General features: G+C 69.3%; 10 protein-coding genes and 5 pseudogenes. 9 read left to right on the forward strand and 6 right to left on the reverse strand.

All coding sequences use genetic code 11. The features are described from left to right. Positions 1-4: 4 nt before the first annotated feature. Both pstS and L2X98_RS15660 read right to left on the reverse strand, forming a co-directional pair. Positions 5-1114 carry a phosphate ABC transporter substrate-binding protein PstS gene (gene pstS, locus L2X98_RS15655; protein WP_259611533.1) on the reverse strand — a complete coding sequence of 370 codons (1110 nt, stop codon included), beginning with the start codon at positions 1112-1114 and terminating at the stop codon, positions 5-7. 222 nt (positions 1115-1336) lie between these two features. Then, the gene (locus L2X98_RS15660) at positions 1337-2236 is read right to left on the reverse strand and encodes a LysR family transcriptional regulator (RefSeq protein ID WP_259613354.1); all 900 of its coding nucleotides are present in this window, start codon (positions 2234-2236) and stop codon (positions 1337-1339) included. Positions 2237-2351: 115 nt separating this feature from the next. On the opposite strand from L2X98_RS15660, the gene L2X98_RS15665 reads away from it, so the two are divergent. From L2X98_RS15665 to L2X98_RS15685, 5 genes are all read left to right on the forward strand, one after another. After that, positions 2352-2663: a Rossmann-fold NAD(P)-binding domain-containing protein gene (locus tag L2X98_RS15665; protein ID WP_259611534.1), complete on the forward strand. Its 312-nt coding sequence runs from the start codon at positions 2352-2354 to the stop codon at positions 2661-2663. 131 nt (positions 2664-2794) lie between these two features. After that, the gene (locus L2X98_RS15670) at positions 2795-3403 is read left to right on the forward strand and encodes a hypothetical protein (protein ID WP_259611535.1); all 609 of its coding nucleotides are present in this window, start codon (positions 2795-2797) and stop codon (positions 3401-3403) included. 25 nt (positions 3404-3428) lie between these two features. Next, complete coding sequence (locus L2X98_RS15675) at positions 3429-5576, forward strand: serine hydrolase (RefSeq protein WP_259611536.1); 2148 nt, start codon at positions 3429-3431, stop codon at positions 5574-5576. A gap of 32 nt (positions 5577-5608) precedes the next feature. Beyond that, positions 5609-6172: a dihydrofolate reductase family protein gene (locus tag L2X98_RS15680; protein ID WP_259611537.1), complete on the forward strand. Its 564-nt coding sequence runs from the start codon at positions 5609-5611 to the stop codon at positions 6170-6172. Between the two features lie 369 nt (positions 6173-6541). Next, a complete protein-coding gene (locus L2X98_RS15685; protein WP_259611538.1) occupies positions 6542-6802 on the forward strand; it encodes a hypothetical protein in 261 nt (86 codons plus the stop codon). 321 nt (positions 6803-7123) lie between these two features. Here the strand turns inward: L2X98_RS15685 and L2X98_RS15690 are convergent, their stop codons facing one another. From L2X98_RS15690 to L2X98_RS15700, 3 genes and pseudogenes are all read right to left on the reverse strand, one after another. Further along, a complete protein-coding gene (locus L2X98_RS15690) occupies positions 7124-8062 on the reverse strand; it encodes an NUDIX hydrolase (protein ID WP_259611539.1) in 939 nt (312 codons plus the stop codon). Then, a pseudogene (locus tag L2X98_RS15695) lies at positions 8059-10223 on the reverse strand (RNA degradosome polyphosphate kinase). The gene L2X98_RS15690 and the pseudogene L2X98_RS15695 overlap by 4 nt, the downstream one beginning before the upstream one ends. A gap of 63 nt (positions 10224-10286) precedes the next feature. Further along, positions 10287-10969, reverse strand: a pseudogene (locus L2X98_RS15700) (response regulator transcription factor). Positions 10970-11053: 84 nt separating this feature from the next. On the opposite strand from L2X98_RS15700, the gene L2X98_RS15705 reads away from it, so the two are divergent. The 4 genes and pseudogenes from L2X98_RS15705 (at position 11054) to L2X98_RS15720 (ending at position 13993) form a co-directional block, all read left to right on the forward strand. Next, a complete protein-coding gene (locus L2X98_RS15705; RefSeq protein WP_259613420.1) occupies positions 11054-11479 on the forward strand; it encodes a hypothetical protein in 426 nt (141 codons plus the stop codon). 11 nt (positions 11480-11490) lie between these two features. Beyond that, positions 11491-12090 (forward strand): nitrobindin family protein, encoded by a 600-nt coding sequence (locus tag L2X98_RS15710; protein WP_259611540.1) that lies wholly within the window; start codon positions 11491-11493, stop codon positions 12088-12090. 18 nt (positions 12091-12108) lie between these two features. After that, positions 12109-13213 (forward strand): annotated as a pseudogene (gene ygfZ, locus L2X98_RS22480) (CAF17-like 4Fe-4S cluster assembly/insertion protein YgfZ). A gap of 34 nt (positions 13214-13247) precedes the next feature. After that, positions 13248-13993 (forward strand): annotated as a pseudogene (locus tag L2X98_RS15720) (phosphoglyceromutase). An 8-nt stretch (positions 13994-14001) separates the two neighbouring features. Here L2X98_RS15720 and phoU read toward each other — a convergent pair. Next, positions 14002-14663 (reverse strand): annotated as a pseudogene (phoU, locus tag L2X98_RS15725) (phosphate signaling complex protein PhoU). Positions 14664-14737 lie beyond the last annotated feature (74 nt).

Consider the following 14737-nt stretch of genomic DNA (forward strand, 5'->3'; position numbering starts at 1 on the left):
GGTGCTACTTGATCGACTGTGCGGCTGCGACGACCTTGGCCGACAGCTCGGCCGACAGCGGAGCGGAGCCGGCCTGCTGGGCGGCCGCCTGCTGGGCCGCGTCACCGGCCACGTACTGGATGTACGAGCTGATCAGGGCGCCCTTTTCGGCATCCTGGTACTGCTGGCACGCGATCAGGTACGACACCAGCACGAGCGGCCAGGCGCCCTCCTGGGTGTCGGTGCGGTTGATCTGGATCGCGAGGTCGTTCGCCTCGCGCCCCTCGACCAGCGGCGAGTCCGCGACGACCGAGGCCGCACCCTCGGCCGAGATCTTCACGAACGCGTCGCCGACCTTCAGCTGAGCCGGCTTCAGACCGGTCGTGCCGATGCCCGACTCGTCGATGTAGGTGATCGAGTTCTTCGCGTTCTTGGCAGCCTCGGCGACCCCCGAGGTGCCCTTGGCGGCGTCGCCGACCTGGTACGGGAACGTCTGCGACGCCTCCTTGGCCCACACGTCGGCGGCGTTGGCCGCGAGGTACTCGGTGAAGTTCTGCGTCGTGCCCGAGTCGTCCGACCGGTGCACCACGATGATCCGGTCGTCCGGCAGCGTCGCGCCCTCGTTCAGCGCCGCGATCTTCGCGTCATCCCACTTCGTGATCTTGCCCGAGAAGATGCCGGCGATGGTCGCGGCGTCCAGCTTGAGATCGTCCACGCCGTCGACGTTGTACGCGACCGCGATCGGCGAGATGTAGACCGGCAGGTCGATGGCCTTGGTGTCCGGCGCGCACATCGCGAACGTGCCGCTGAGCTCTTCGTCCTTCAGCGCCGCATCCGAGCCGGCGAAGTCGGCCGCGCCCGAGATGAAGCTCTTGCGCCCGGCGCCCGAGCCCTGCGGGTCGTAGTTGATGTTCAGGCTGGGGTTCGCGGACTGGATGCCGGCGATCCACGTCTGCTGGGCGGTTCCCTGCGCCGACGAGCCGATGCCGTTGATGGTGCCCGACAGGGTGGTGCTCGCCGACGCGCTGGCGTCGGTCGAGTTGTCGGCGGCGGCCTCGTTCGAGGCGCAGCCGGCCAGGACGAGGGCGCCTGCGACCAGCAGGGCGCCCAGCGGGGCGATGCGATTCAGCTTCACTGTGTGAGTCCTTCACGTGTTCGGGATGTCGACCCCGGTGCGGGGTTCGGCATGACCGTAGAGCGCGTCGGTGACCAGACTGCGCTGTGCGGGTGAACGGAAGGTGAACGCGGGTGGCGGGCACGTCGGCTCCGGGGTGTGCGACCGAGCCCTTCCCCGGGCCGAGACCGCGACAGGACGCGCGCAGCCAGCGCCCATGAAGGACAGGGGAGCGATGAGCTGTCATTCCAGCCACCCGTGCTCCGACGCGTACGCAAGCGCGATCTGCTCGAAGCGTCGCGCGGCGGCGGTTCGCTCGGCAGGAGGAAGTACCAGGGCAACCGTCTCGGCTTCACCGCCGACCAGTGGGATCCAGCGCATGCTGTCGCGGATCGCCGGGGCGGAAGATCGTCCGATGATCGTGCTGGCGGAGCCTCCGATGATGAAGCTTTGGCTCAGGTCGAAGGCGATGTCACGCTCCACCAGACGCGGCTGCACGCCGTGAGCGGCGAACAGATCGACGATGAGGTCGTGGTGCGCCGGATTCGCGTCGCGAGGGTGCAACACAACCGGATGGTCGGCCACATCCGCGAGCTCAATCGCCGTTCGCGTCGCGAGCGGGTGATCCGCGGCCACGAGAACGCCCAGCTTGTCGTGCCGCAGCGGCGACAACTGCACGCCGTCCAGCGGCGCCGGTGACCGCGCGATACCGGCATCCGCCCGACCGTCGCGGACGGCGCGGAGCACCGTGGGGCTGGGCGCGACTTCGGTGGTGATGGCGATGCGCGGGTATGCCTCGTGCATCGCCTGCACCAGCCGTGGCACGGTGTCGAATCCAGCACTCAACGGATACGCCAGTCTGAGGGCGCCCACAACGCCCTGACCGATCTCACGGACCGCTGTCCACATCTGCTGGATGCCGACCAAGGCAGCCGGACCCCGCTCGAACAACGTCTGGCCCGCCTCCGTCAGGGAAACCGTGCGGGTGGTCCGTTCCAGAAGCTGCACACCGAGCTCCTTCTCCAGATGGCGGATCTGGGCGCTGAGCGACGGTTGCGCGATGTGGAGCCGCTCCGCCGCGCGGCTGAAGTTCAGCTCTTCAGCCACCGCGAGGAAGGAGCGCGAGCAACCGGATCTCGGGATCCATGGTCCGACCCTACGCCCGTATTCATAGGCTCACGCTCTCAATCGGTAGCCGATTGATCTTTCCCCTCCCGACCCACCACACCTAGCGTCGAGGTATGCGGAGGAGGCGCTCATGGACGATCTGACGGGGATGATCGTGCTGATCACGGGCGGCGGTCGTGGGATCGGCGGCGTTCTCGGTGCGATCCCCGTGACGGAGGCGATGCTCCCGCTGTTGCGCCGGTCGCCGCGCCCGCGGATCGTCAACGTGTCGTCGAGTGTCGGTTCGCTTGAGCGAATGAGCGATACCGATCACTACTTCACGACGGGCATCCGCGGCGTGACGGCGGCCGAAGCGGCCAGCGTCATCGTCGACCTGGCGACTCTGGAGGATGACGGCCCGACCGGCACCTACCGCAGCGCAGGCGGGACCGTGCCGTGGTGAGCCCGTGGTCGCGCCAGGCTTCGCACCCTCGATATAGGGGAGCCGAGTCGCGGCGCGCCGGAGGCGTCAGAGGTGAACTGCAGGGACTCTCGTCGGCCTGCGAGGCGATGGCCTTCGGAGCGGCGGTCGTCGTGCCGAACCCCGCCCCCATGGCTTACGGAGTGGTCGCGACCAGCGCACAGGCCGTCAACGCGCTCAAACAGCGCCGGCCGCAACGTCACGTTGCCACGTCATTGCACGATCCATCGCATCGGCGCCAGGCGGCGCAGGTCATGGATCTGCCCGTCGCCGCGCAGGGTGCCGTTGTCGCGCTGCGCGCAGCGTCTGGCGGTGCTCGCGCCCCTGCGCCCGCAGGCGCCGCTCCCGGCATGGATGAGGCCGGCTGCCCGCGACGGCTACGTGGCGGTGTTCGACGGGTCCTGGGTGCCAACGGCACCACTCTGGAAGCGGTTCGCTGTGGTGTACGGCAGCAGTGCGAATCTCACGGGCAGCCGCCCGCGGCCACCGCCGCGGAGGCGATCGCCATGCTCGGATCGACATGTCCCGTCATCGACGGGGACGTCGTACGCGGGCAGCTGAGTTCGAGCCAAGCCAGCACGATGATCCGGGTCGATCGGGCCGGGCGGCTGGCGCTTCACCGGTCTGGCGCACAGGACGTCGCCAGCGGGCTCGCCCCCGCCGAGTACCTGCGAGAACTGGCAGCCTCCGTCGGACTGCCCGGCAACCAGATCCAGGAATGACCAGATTCAGGGACGAGAAGTGTCGATGATCGATTCTGTACTGATCAGCGGAGCCGGTATTGCCGGACCCGTCTTGGCGTCATTGCTGGCACGGCGCGGCGTCTCCGTGACGGTGGTGGAGAGCGCCGACGGAGTTCGTCCCGGCGGTCAGGCCGTCGATCTGCGCGGCGCGGGCCGCACCGTGCTGGACCGGATGGGGCTTCTGGAGCAGGCACGCTCGATCGCCCTGGACCAGCGAGGAATCGCCGACGTCGACGCGCAGGGGAAGCATCTGTCCGAGATGCGGGCCACTGATTTCGGCGGCGAAGGCATCATCAGCGAGATCGAGATCCTGCGCGGCGACCTCGCCGACCTCCTCGTGGCGGACAGCGTCAGCCACGGAGCGGAGTACCTGTTCGGCACGCGCATCGTCGCGTTGACCGATCTGGGCGACGGGGTCCGGGTCGAGCTCAACGACGGCTCGACCCGGGAAGCCGACATCGTGGTCGGTGCCGACGGTCCGCACTCGGCCACCCGCCGCCGCGTCTTCGGATCGGCGGAGGAGTTCGTGCGGCCGTTGGGCGGCTACATGGCCTGGTTCACCTGCCCGGAAGGAGAACCCCTCGACGACTGGTACGTGATGTACAACCGGCCGGGTGGGCTGGCCGCCTCGCTCCGGCCGGGACGCCTGCCGGGAACGGCCAAGGCCAGCCTTGCGTTCACCTCCCCGCCGCTGGACTACGACCGGCACGACCTCGCGCAGCAACGCGCCCTGATCGCAGCCCGCTTCCATGGTGCGGGCTGGCGCACGGCTGAGCTGGTCGATGCCGCCGCGGTGGCGGAGGACTTCTACCTGGACGCGCTGGTGCAGGTGCGCATGCCGAGCTGGTCGCGCGGCCGCATCACGGAATCGATCGCCCTGCCCGACTACGACCTGGACCACACCGCCACGGAGCAGGCCGTGAACCGAGCGGCGCATCCCCGCTGTCGCGGACTGCGGCGGTGGGTGCGGGGCGCCGTTGTGGCCGTCGTTGTGCTGGGGGCGATCGTGCTGGGCATGTTCGGATGGGCGTACGCCTCCACGGATACCTCCACTGTCGCGCGCGTCCTGGCCTGGCAGGAGTCGGACATCGGCGACCAGCACCGGTTCCCCGCTCGCACGATCCCCACCTCCGCCCCCACCAGTCCGCTGCCGGCCGGCGCCCAGATCCCCCTGAATGCACGGGGATTCTCCAACCGGCCGGACGAGACCCTCGCGGAGGCGTTGCGGGAGGCCCACACCCGCGCGTTCCTCGTCATCCACCACGACCGCATCGTCTACGAACGCTACTTCGATGGGTCCGGCCCGCAGACCACCGAGACATCCTTCTCGGTAGCGAAGTCCTTCGTCTCCACCCTGGTGGGCATCGCGATCGAACAAGGACGCATCAGGAGCATCGACGACCCGGTGACCGACTACGTCCCCGAACTGGCCCGACGCGAGCCGCGGTTCACCCGCATCACGCTGCGCGACCTCATGACTATGACCTCGGGGCTGGCCTATCACGAGTCGGGATTCCCCTGGCCCTTCGGCGACGACACCTACACCTACCTCGGCATCGACCTGCGGCAGGTCGCCCTCGACCGCTCGACCGTCGAGAATCCACCGGGACAGCAGTGGCTGTATAACAACTACAACCCCCTCCTGCTCGGCCTCGTCCTCGAGCGCGCCACCGGCATGCACGTCAGCGACTACATGTCCTCCGCGCTGTGGCAACCACTCGGCGCCGCGCACGACGCCACCTGGAACCTCGACTCCACAGCATCCGGCTTCGAGAAGATGGAAAGCGGCCTGAACGCCACCGCCCGCGACTACGCCCGCTTCGGCCTGCTCTTCCTGCACGATGGCGAGGCAAACGGACAGCAGATCGTCCCCGCCGCTTGGATCCGGACCGCCACCGCCCCGCACGTCGACACGCCGTGGTCGAATTCCTACGGCTACTTCTGGTGGATCGACGGGCACCGCACCGGAAGCTTCTACGCATTCGGCGACTATGGCCAATACATCTACATCGACCGGGACAGCGACACCGTCATCGTCCGCACCGGAAGCGACTGGGGCACCGACAACCCCGGCTGGCTCAGGCTCTTCCACGACGTGACAGACCAGTTGACGCGGCATGACCTGAAATCAGGATCCGCCGGGACGCCATGACACGTTCCGATTCATCAACGAGAGGAAGAGGGATGGCACGAGTGATCTACGCGACGAACACGTCGCTCGACGGCTACATCGAGGACGAGCGCGGCGCATTCGACTTCGGCCCCATCGACGCCGAGGTGTTCCGGTCCCACACCGACCTGCTGCGATCCGCGGGCACCCTCCTCTACGGGCGGCGCTTGTACGAGGCGATGGCCGTGTGGGAGACCGACGCCGCTCTCGCAGCGCAGTCCGACCTCATGGCCGACTTCGCAACCGCCTGGCAGGCCGCCCAGAAGGTGGTCTACTCCACGACCCTGGCGGCCCCGGCCACCGCCAACACGGTGATTCAGCGCCGATTCGACGCCGCCGCCGTGCACGAGCTGAAGGCCACCGCCAGCAGTGAAGTCACAATCGGCGGTGCGAACCTCGCATCCCAGGCCCTCGCGGCCGGGTTGATCGACGAGTGTCAGCTGTACGTCTGGCCGACGATCGTCGGAGCGGGAAAGCCCGCGTTGCCGACACAGACACGCGCCGACCTCGACCTCATCGACGAGCACCGATACGGAAACGGTGTCGTACTCCTCCGTTATCGCCCCCTCGGACCGTGACCTGCGAGGCGGAATCTTGCTCGGCAGCGTCCTCGCCCACGGGCACCGTGTGTTCGGCGTCGGCGCGGAGGGAGAGACGACGTCATGATCGGGTCGAGGGTCGAGGGTCGAGGGTCGTGGGTCGTGGGTCGAGGGTCGAGGGTCGTGGCGACCGGTGCCGTGCTCGGTGCCTCCGCCTGCTTCCAGACCGGAGCCGCTGTCGCGGTGCCGGCGTTCTGAGCGCCGTCGCCGATCGTTCCCGCCCCGCGATCGACGGGACTCGTAGAGATCGGGGAAGCCGGTGAGGCGATGTCGGGTCGCTCACCGGCTCGTGGAACCGCGCCCCCGCTCCGTTGCGGCGCGTCGTGGTCAAGCCGAAGGGAGAAGCTCGTGAGAGCGGCAATCGTCGACCAACCCGGAGCGATAGCGCGTGCCGCACTCGCTCTGGGCGCGACGCGCGTCGTCGGCGTGGGACGAGACCCGGACCGGCTCTCCCTGATCGGCGAACTGGGGGCCGTGCCGGTGCCGCTGGATGGTGGTGCGGATGCGCTGCGCTCCACCCTGGGGCAGTCGTCGCCGTCTCTGGTGCTCGACTACGCCTGGGTGCAGCCGCTGAGATGGTCTGGGAGGCTCTCGCGCGCCAGGGCATGACCGACGACGACGCGGACATCGTACATGCGCAGCTGGGTACCTCCTCGGGCCCCCGTGCGGACCTGCCCGGCGAGTTGCTGCGCAGTCGCCGTATCACTGTGCGGGCAGCGGCGCCGGGGCGACACCGGTCGCCGAGATCCTCACCCAGCTGCCGGCACTCATGGAGCGCATTGCCGGAGGGGAGGTGGCAGCGCCGGTTCGGACATTCTCGCTTGCTCAGATCGAGCAGGCATGGACCTACACCGGACCGGAGCGAGCAGTCATCGTCCCCGATTGAAACAGTCGCCTGGGCCGCCGTGAGCACTCATCGCGGTACGGGACTTACAGCTTGGGCTCGTGCGTCTCGATCGCGATGATCCCCGACCCCGGATTGCTGGCGGACAGATGCGCCACCGAGAACGCGCCCACCGGCAGGGCCGCCGCATCGCTCAGGTACGAACCGGCGAGGGTGCCTGTGGCCAGCGCGAGCTCGCGCAGGATGTCCGGAAGCACCGGGCCGTGGCTGCAGACCACGATCGGCTTGCCGGCGCGCACGGCCTCGCCGACCACGCCCCGCACGTCCGAGGTGCCGTCCTCCCAGGCATCCTGGCTGATCGCCGCGGTGCGATGGACCTTGCGCCCGAGGTCCGCCGCCAGGGGAGTGACCGTGGTCACGCACCGGATGGCGTCGGAGGAGACGATCCGGCGGATGCCGAAGCTCGCCAACGGGCCGGCCACGGCCTTGGCCTGCTGGGTGCCGCGCGTGGTCAGCGGACGCAGCGCATCCTCGCCGGTCCATTCGCCGCGCGGAGTCGCCTTCGCATGGCGCAGCACGACCATCGGGAACGAATGCAGCACGCCGTCGTCGACGAGCGTGAGGAAGTTCTCCAGGATCTCGACGTCGACCGGATATGACAGCCGTGCGCGTGCCTTCTTCGGCGAGAGCCACTCGATCGCGGCGATCTCCTTGTTCGGCACGAACCGAGAGGTGCGGATCGCCTCGTCGGACGCGTGCGCCGCCCAATAGTGCACGATCTTCGTCCGCTTGCTGGGCAGCGCGTAGCGCGAGACGCCGACCGGCACGCCCAGATGCACCCGGATGCCGGTCTCTTCGAACACCTCGCGCACGGCGGTCTCGGCGAGCATCTCACCCGGGTCCACCTTGCCCTTGGGCAGGGTGACGTCCGCGTAGGCCGTGCGATGGATGACCAGCAGACGCAGCTTGCCCTCGATCACACGCCACACGACACCGCCGGCGGCGTAGACGGCGGTCTCGCTCATCGCACCGCCCTCGCTCGACGCCGGCGTTGCACGATCATCATCGTCTTGTCCTGCAGATCCACGAGCGGTCGGCCGTTCTCGCCGACGCTCCGGCGCACCCAGACGCCGTCCGGTCCCAGATGCCAGGAGCTGGTCCCGTCGCTCATCGCGAGGGTGAACAGGTCCTCGAGCGCCTTGATGTGCGCGGGCGCGGTCACCCGCACCAGCGCCTCGATGCGACGGTCGAGGTTGCGGTGCATCATGTCGGCGCTGCCGATGTACACCTGCGGGTCGCCGTCGCCCGCGAACGAGAAGATCCGCGAGTGCTCCAGATAGCGGCCGAGGATGCTGCGCACGGTGATGTTCTCGCTCATCCCGGGCACGCCGGGTTTGAGACTGCAGATGCCGCGCACCCAGACCTCGATCGGCACGCCGGCCTGGCTGGCCCGGTAGAGCGCGTCGATGATCTGCTCGTCGACCATCGAGTTCACCTTGATCCGGATGCCGGACGCCTTGCCGTCCAGGGCGTTGCGGCGCTCGCGGTCGATGAGTCGCATCAGCCCCTTGCGCAGGTGGCGGGGCGCAACCAGTAGTCGCTTGAACTTCTTCTCGATCGCGTAGCCGCTCAGTTCGTTGAACAGGCGGATCAGGTCGCGGCCGACCAGCTCGTCGGTGGTGAACAGGCCGAAGTCCTCGTAGATCCGGCTCGTCTTCGGGTTGTAGTTGCCGGTGCCGATGTGCGCGTAGCTTGCGCAGCGCGCCCTCCTCTTCACGGATCACCAGGGCGAGCTTCGCGTGCGTCTTCAGCCCGACGAGCCCGTAGACGACGTGCACGCCGGCCTTCTCGAGCTTGCGCGCCCACACGATGTTCGCGGCCTCGTCGAAGCGCGCCTTGACCTCGACCAGGGCGAGCACCTGCTTGCCGGCCTCGGCGGCGTCGATCAGGGCCTGCACGATCGGGCTGTCGCCCGAGGTGCGGTAGAGCGTCTGCTTGATGGCCAGCACATGCGGGTCGCGCGCCGCCTGCTCTAGGAACGCCTGCACGCTGGTGGTGAACGACTCGTACGGGTGGTGGACCAGCACGTCGGATTTGCGGATCGCCGCGAACATGTCCGCCCGCTCGGTGCTGTCGCCCGGCTGGAACGCCAGCGCGGTGATCGGCACGTGCGGCGGATACCGCAGGTCGGGTCGGTCGATCCGCCCCAGGTCGAACAGCCCGCGCAGGTCGAGCGGTCCGGGCAGCCGGTGCACCTGCTGCTCGGTGATGGCCAGCTCGTCGATCAGCAGATCCAGGGTGAGGTCGTCCATGTCGTCGGTGACCTCGAGCCGGATGGGCGGGCCGAACCGGCGAGCGCAACGCTCGGCCTCCAGCGCTTGGATGAGGTTCTCGGTCTCATCCTCCTCGACCTCGACGTCCTCGTTCCGGGTGAGACGGAACGTGTGGTGGTCGAGGATCTCCATCCCGGGAAAGAGGTCTGCGAGGTTGTTCGCGATGAGGTCCTCCAGCGGGAGGAACCGGATGCGGTCGCCGTCGTCGAGCCGGACGAAGCGCGGCAGCATCGGCGGCACCTTCAGCCGGGCGAACTCCTGGCGGCCGGTGCGCGCATTCCGGATGCGGATCGCGAGGTTCAGCGACAGTCCGGAGATATAGGGGAACGGATGCGCCGGATCGACCGCGAGCGGGGTCAGGACAGGGAAGACCTTCTCCTGGAAGTAGCGGTACAGGTCGGTCCGCTCGTCCTCGGTCAGGTCCGACCAGCCGAGGAAGTCGATCCCGGCCTCGGCCAGCGCCGGGCGGACCTGATTGATCCACACGTCGGCGTGGCGCAGCTCGAGCTGGTGCGCGTCGTCGGAGATGTCGGCCAGGACCTCCTGCGGCGCACGGCCCACGTTCGTGGGCACGGCCAGACCGGTCACGATGCGGCGGCGCAAGCCCGGCGACCCGGACCATGAAGAACTCGTCCAGGTTGCTGCCGAAGATCGCCAGGAAATTCGCCCGCTCCAGCACCGGCAGCGACGGGTCCTCGGCCAGCTCGAGCACCCGCTGGTTGAACGCCAGCCAGCTCAGCTCGCGATCGAGATAACGGCCCTCCGGAAGCTCGGAGTCGTAGACCTCCTCCAGGTCGAAGTCGTCGTCTTCGCCGTCGTCCAGACCGGTGTCCAAGACCTCGTGTTCGATCATCCCCTCATCATTGCAGGCAGAGGTGTCCTCCGCGCCACAAAGCCGATCGCCCCGCGGCGCGGCTCACGGCCGCGCGGGCTCCTGCTCGTCATCGGCCACGTTGAACCGGTAGCCCACGTTGCGCACAGTGCCGATGAGCTGCTCGAAGTCCCCGAGCTTCGCGCGCAGGCGCCGCACGTGCACGTCCACCGTGCGGGTGCCGCCGAAGTAGTCGTACCCCCACACCTCGCTCAGGCAGGCCCTCGCGGGTGAACACCCGGGACGGGTGCGTGGCCAGGAAGTGCAGGAGCTGGAACTCCTTGTACGTCAGGTCCAGCGGCCGGCCGTGCGGCTTGGCCGAATACGACGTCTCGTCGATCGTGAGACCGGATGTCTGCACCCGGACCGGCTCCGGATGCTCGGCCGCATCCCGGGCGACGGCGAGCCGGATGCGGGCATCGGCCTCGGCCGGGCCGGCGGTGGTCAGGATGACGTCCGAGATCCCCCACTCCGCGGTCACGGCGGCCATGCCGCCCTCGGTGACCACGAGCATCAGCGGCGCGTCCAGGCCGGTGGCCGTCAGGACGCGGCACAGCGACTTCGCCGCCACCAGGTCGGTGCGGGCATCGAGCAGGATCACGTCGGCGGTGGGGGCGTTCACCAGGTGCGCGGGGTCGGCGGGGATGGTGCGCAAGCCGGTGGGCGAGGAGCTCGAGCGCGGGCAGGGCGGCGTCCTCCGCCGAGCTGAGTACCAGGATCTGTGCCACGCGGGTCCCTCCCCGAGACGTCGCGACGATGTGAGGATCCGTCCGCGCCGATAGCCCATCCTATTCGCGTGCGAGAATGGCCACATGTCGACGCCTGATCTGGCACCGCGCGGGGCTTTCGGCGGCGTGATCGCCGTCTGGGTCGCCGCCGTCCTCATCGGGCTGGCGGTGGGCCTGTTCACTCCGCTGGAGGTGCGCGCCGGATGGGTGGCCATCGGACTGGCCGGATGCCTCGTCCTCTCGTTCGCGGTGCAAGCTGTGGTTCGGGCGTCCCCGCCGGTTCATCACCCGGGTCGCGCTGAGCATGCTGGGCAGCCTCATCATCCTCGGGGCGATCAACGCGGGGTTCGGGCTGGCCGCCCTCGCCCCGGTGTAGACCGGGATAGAGTGGACGGCATGGACCTCGTCGCGCTTGAACTGTTCTTCGTGGGGCTGCTGGGGCTCGCTTCGCTGGCGATCCTCTTCGTGTCGGTCGTCGTGATCAAGAACCTGTACCGCGGCCAGCGCTGACGGACCGTCTCGTGATCGAGATCCCGACCGAGCTGCCGGCCGACCTCGTCCCGATGGCCTGGCTGCTGGGCGTGTGGGAGGGCACCGGCGTGATCGACTACGAGACCGGCGACCACCACTTCACCGGTGAGTTCTCGCATCGGGTGAGCTTCAGCCACGATGGCGGCTCCTCGCTGAACTACTCCGCCGACGCCTGGATCGGCGAGGGCGACCACCGTTCTCTGCTCGTGTCCGAGCTCGGCTACTGGCGGCTGTCGCGTCCGCAGACCGAGGCCGAAGCCGGTCCCGCCCTGCTCCCCGCGCGCACCGCGGGCCCGCAGCGCACCGCCGAGGACGTCGAGGCCCTGCGCAACGCCGAAGGCGGGTTCGACATCGACGTGGCGCTCGTGCACTCCGACGGCATCAGCGAGCTCTACCTCGGGCAGATCCGCGGTCCCCGCATCGACATCGCCACGGATGCCGTCATCCGCCCGGCCGGCGCGAAGGCCTATACCGCGGCATCCCGGATGTACGGCCTGGTGGACGCGCACCTGCTGTGGGCGTGGGATGTGGCCGCCCTCGGCGGCGGGCTGGCCTCGCACGCGTCGGCCCGACTCGCGAAGGTGCAGTGAATGGACACGGTGCAGGGAATGGATGCTTTCACGCGGCTGCTGACCGCCGCCCCCGGAGCGGTGGTCTCCGACGGCGTCCTGCAGCACCTGGGCAGCCCGCTCGCCGAGCAGCGCGCCCTGGCCGACGGAACCGCCGTGGTGCCCCTGGGCGATCGCGGCCTGCTGGCGGTGCCCGGTGAAGACCGGCTGACCTGGCTCGAGTCCTTCTCCACGCAGCGCGTGAGCGTGCTCGCGCCGGGTGAGAGCGCCGAGCTGCTCATCCTCGACCCCAACGGGCACGTCGAGCACGCGGCATCCATCATCGACGACGGGACCACCGCCTGGCTCATCGTCGACCGGCAGGATGCCGAGCCCCTGCTGTCGTGGCTGAAGAAGATGCGCTTCCGCCTGCGGGTGGATCCGCGCGATGCGAGCGACGAGCTGGCCATCGTCGGCGGCACGGCCTCCGCCATCGGCGGGCTCCATGCAGCCGCGCCGGCCGGCGTCGCCCTGGTGTGGCACGATCCCTGGCCGGGCGTGACGGTGGGCGGATGGGCGTACGGCGCCGCCGATCCCCACCCGGGCGCCGACCGCGACTGGGCCGAGGCCCTGATCGCGCCGGAGGAGGTCGAGCGGCTCGCGCGGGAGGCGGCATCCGGCGCGCTGCGGCTGTCCGGCTCGCTCGCCGCCGACGCGCTGCGCATCGCGGCGTGGAGGCCGCGGATGTCCGACGCCGACGAACGGCTCCTGCCGCACGAGGCGGACTGGATGCGCGAGCGCCGTGCACCTGGACAAGGGATGCTATCGGGGCCAGGAGACGGTGGCCAAGGTGCACAACCTCGGTCACCCGCCGCGGCGGATGGTCGAGCTCGAGCTGGACGGCAGCGAATCCGCACTGCCTGCGCGGGGAGACGCCGTGCGCGCCGGAGACACCGTGGTCGGCACGGTCATGGCGGCCGCGCTCCACTACCAGGACGGTCCGATCGCCCTCGCGCTGGTGCGCCGGAACACTCCGGTCGACGCCGAGCTCGTCGTCGACGCCGAGGCGGGGCCGATCGCGGCCGCGCAGGAGGTCATCGTCCCGCCGGAGGCCGGAGCCACGGCATCCGTCCCTCGCCTCCCGCGGCTCGGCCGCCGGCGCTGACGGCGGCGGCCGGACGCGTCGCTAAGCTGGAATCATGACCGCCCCGTACACGCTCATCCTGCTGCGCCACGGCCAGAGCACCTGGAACAAGTCCAACCAGTTCACCGGATGGGTGGATGTGCGCCTGACCGAGCAGGGCGAGGCCGAGGCCCGCCGCGGCGGGCAGCTGCTGGCCGAGGCCGGTATCCTCCCGGACGTCGTGCACACCTCGGTGCTCTCCCGCGCGATCCAGACCGCCGATCTGGCGCTGGACGCCGCCGACCGGCTGTGGATCCCGGTGACCCGCTCGTGGCGGCTGAACGAGCGCCACTACGGGGCGCTGCAGGGCAAGGACAAGGCGCAGACCCTGGCCGAATTCGGTCAGGAGCAGTTCATGCTCTGGCGCCGCTCGTTCGACGTCCCGCCGCCCGAGCTGCCGGACGACTCCGAGTACAGTCAGGCGCACGATCCCCGCTACGCCGGCATCGACGGCGAGGTGCCGCGCACCGAGTCGCTCAAGCTCGTGATCGACCGGCGCTGCCGTACTGGCACAGCGATATCGTGCCCGACCTGCAGTCCGGCAAGACGGTGCTGGTGGCCGCGCACGGCAACTCGCTGCGCGCGATGGTCAAGCACCTGGACGGCATCAGCGACGCCGACATCGCCGAGTTGAACATCCCCACCGGCATCCCGCTGGTCTACCGTCTGGGCGAGGATCTCGCCCCGCTCGGCCCCGGTGAGTACCTCGACCCCGAGGCGGCCGCCGCCGGCGCCGCCGCGGTCGCCAACCAGGGCAAATAGAGCCGCCGCTACACCTCGGGCTCGACGTCGGCGGTCCAGTCGCCGGTCGCCAGGTACATGACCTTCTTGGCGACCGAGACGGCGTGATCGGCGAACCGCTCGTGGTACCGGCTGGCCAGCGTGGCGTCGACGGTGGCGCTCGCCTCGCCGGTCCAGCTGTCGCTGAGCACCTTCTCGAACACCGAGATGTGCAGGTCGTCGATGTCGTCGTCGGCGTTGCGCAGGCGCTCGGCCAGCTCGAGGTCCTGCGTGCGCAGCGCTGGGTCAGGGTGCGCGCGGCCTCCACGTCCAGCTCGCCCATCTTCGTGAACGTCGAGCGCAGGCCCTTCGGGATCGCCCGCTCGGGGAACCGCATCCGGGTCAGCTGGGCGATGTGCTCGGCGATGTCGCCCATCCGCTCCAGCGACGCGCTCACCCGCAGCGACATGACGACGATGCGCAGATCCCGGGCCACCGGCTGCTGCCGGGCCAGGATCTCGATGGCCAGCTCATCCAGCTCGATCGTCTTGTCGTCGATGATGCTGTCGGCATCGATCACCTCTTCGGCCAGCGTGACGTCGCTGGTGCCGAACGCCCGGGTCGCCTTCTCGATGGCGACGGTGACCAGCTCGGCGATCTCGACCAGCCGCGACTGGACGTCTTCGAGCGACTGATGGAACACTTCGCGCATGGGTGGCACCGCTTCTTCGAATCGAGATGCCCGGACGGCGGTCCAGGTCCCGCTGATTGTCGTCATCGAAGGTT

It is taken from the genome of Microbacterium elymi (assembly GCF_021582895.2).
GTDB classification, from domain to species: Bacteria; Actinomycetota; Actinomycetes; order Actinomycetales; family Microbacteriaceae; genus Microbacterium; species Microbacterium humicola.

Coding starts and splice junctions, on each gene's coding strand:
- L2X98_RS15665 (WP_259611534.1), top strand. CDS start 2,352: ATGGACGATCTGACGGGGATGATCGTGCTGATCACGGGCGGCGGTCGT.
- L2X98_RS15675 (WP_259611536.1), top strand. CDS start 3,429: ATGATCGATTCTGTACTGATCAGCGGAGCCGGTATTGCCGGACCCGTC.
- L2X98_RS15680 (WP_259611537.1), top strand. CDS start 5,609: ATGGCACGAGTGATCTACGCGACGAACACGTCGCTCGACGGCTACATC.
- L2X98_RS15690 (WP_259611539.1), bottom strand. CDS start 8,062: ATGAGCGAGACCGCCGTCTACGCCGCCGGCGGTGTCGTGTGGCGTGTG.
- L2X98_RS15705 (WP_259613420.1), top strand. CDS start 11,054: ATGTCGACGCCTGATCTGGCACCGCGCGGGGCTTTCGGCGGCGTGATC.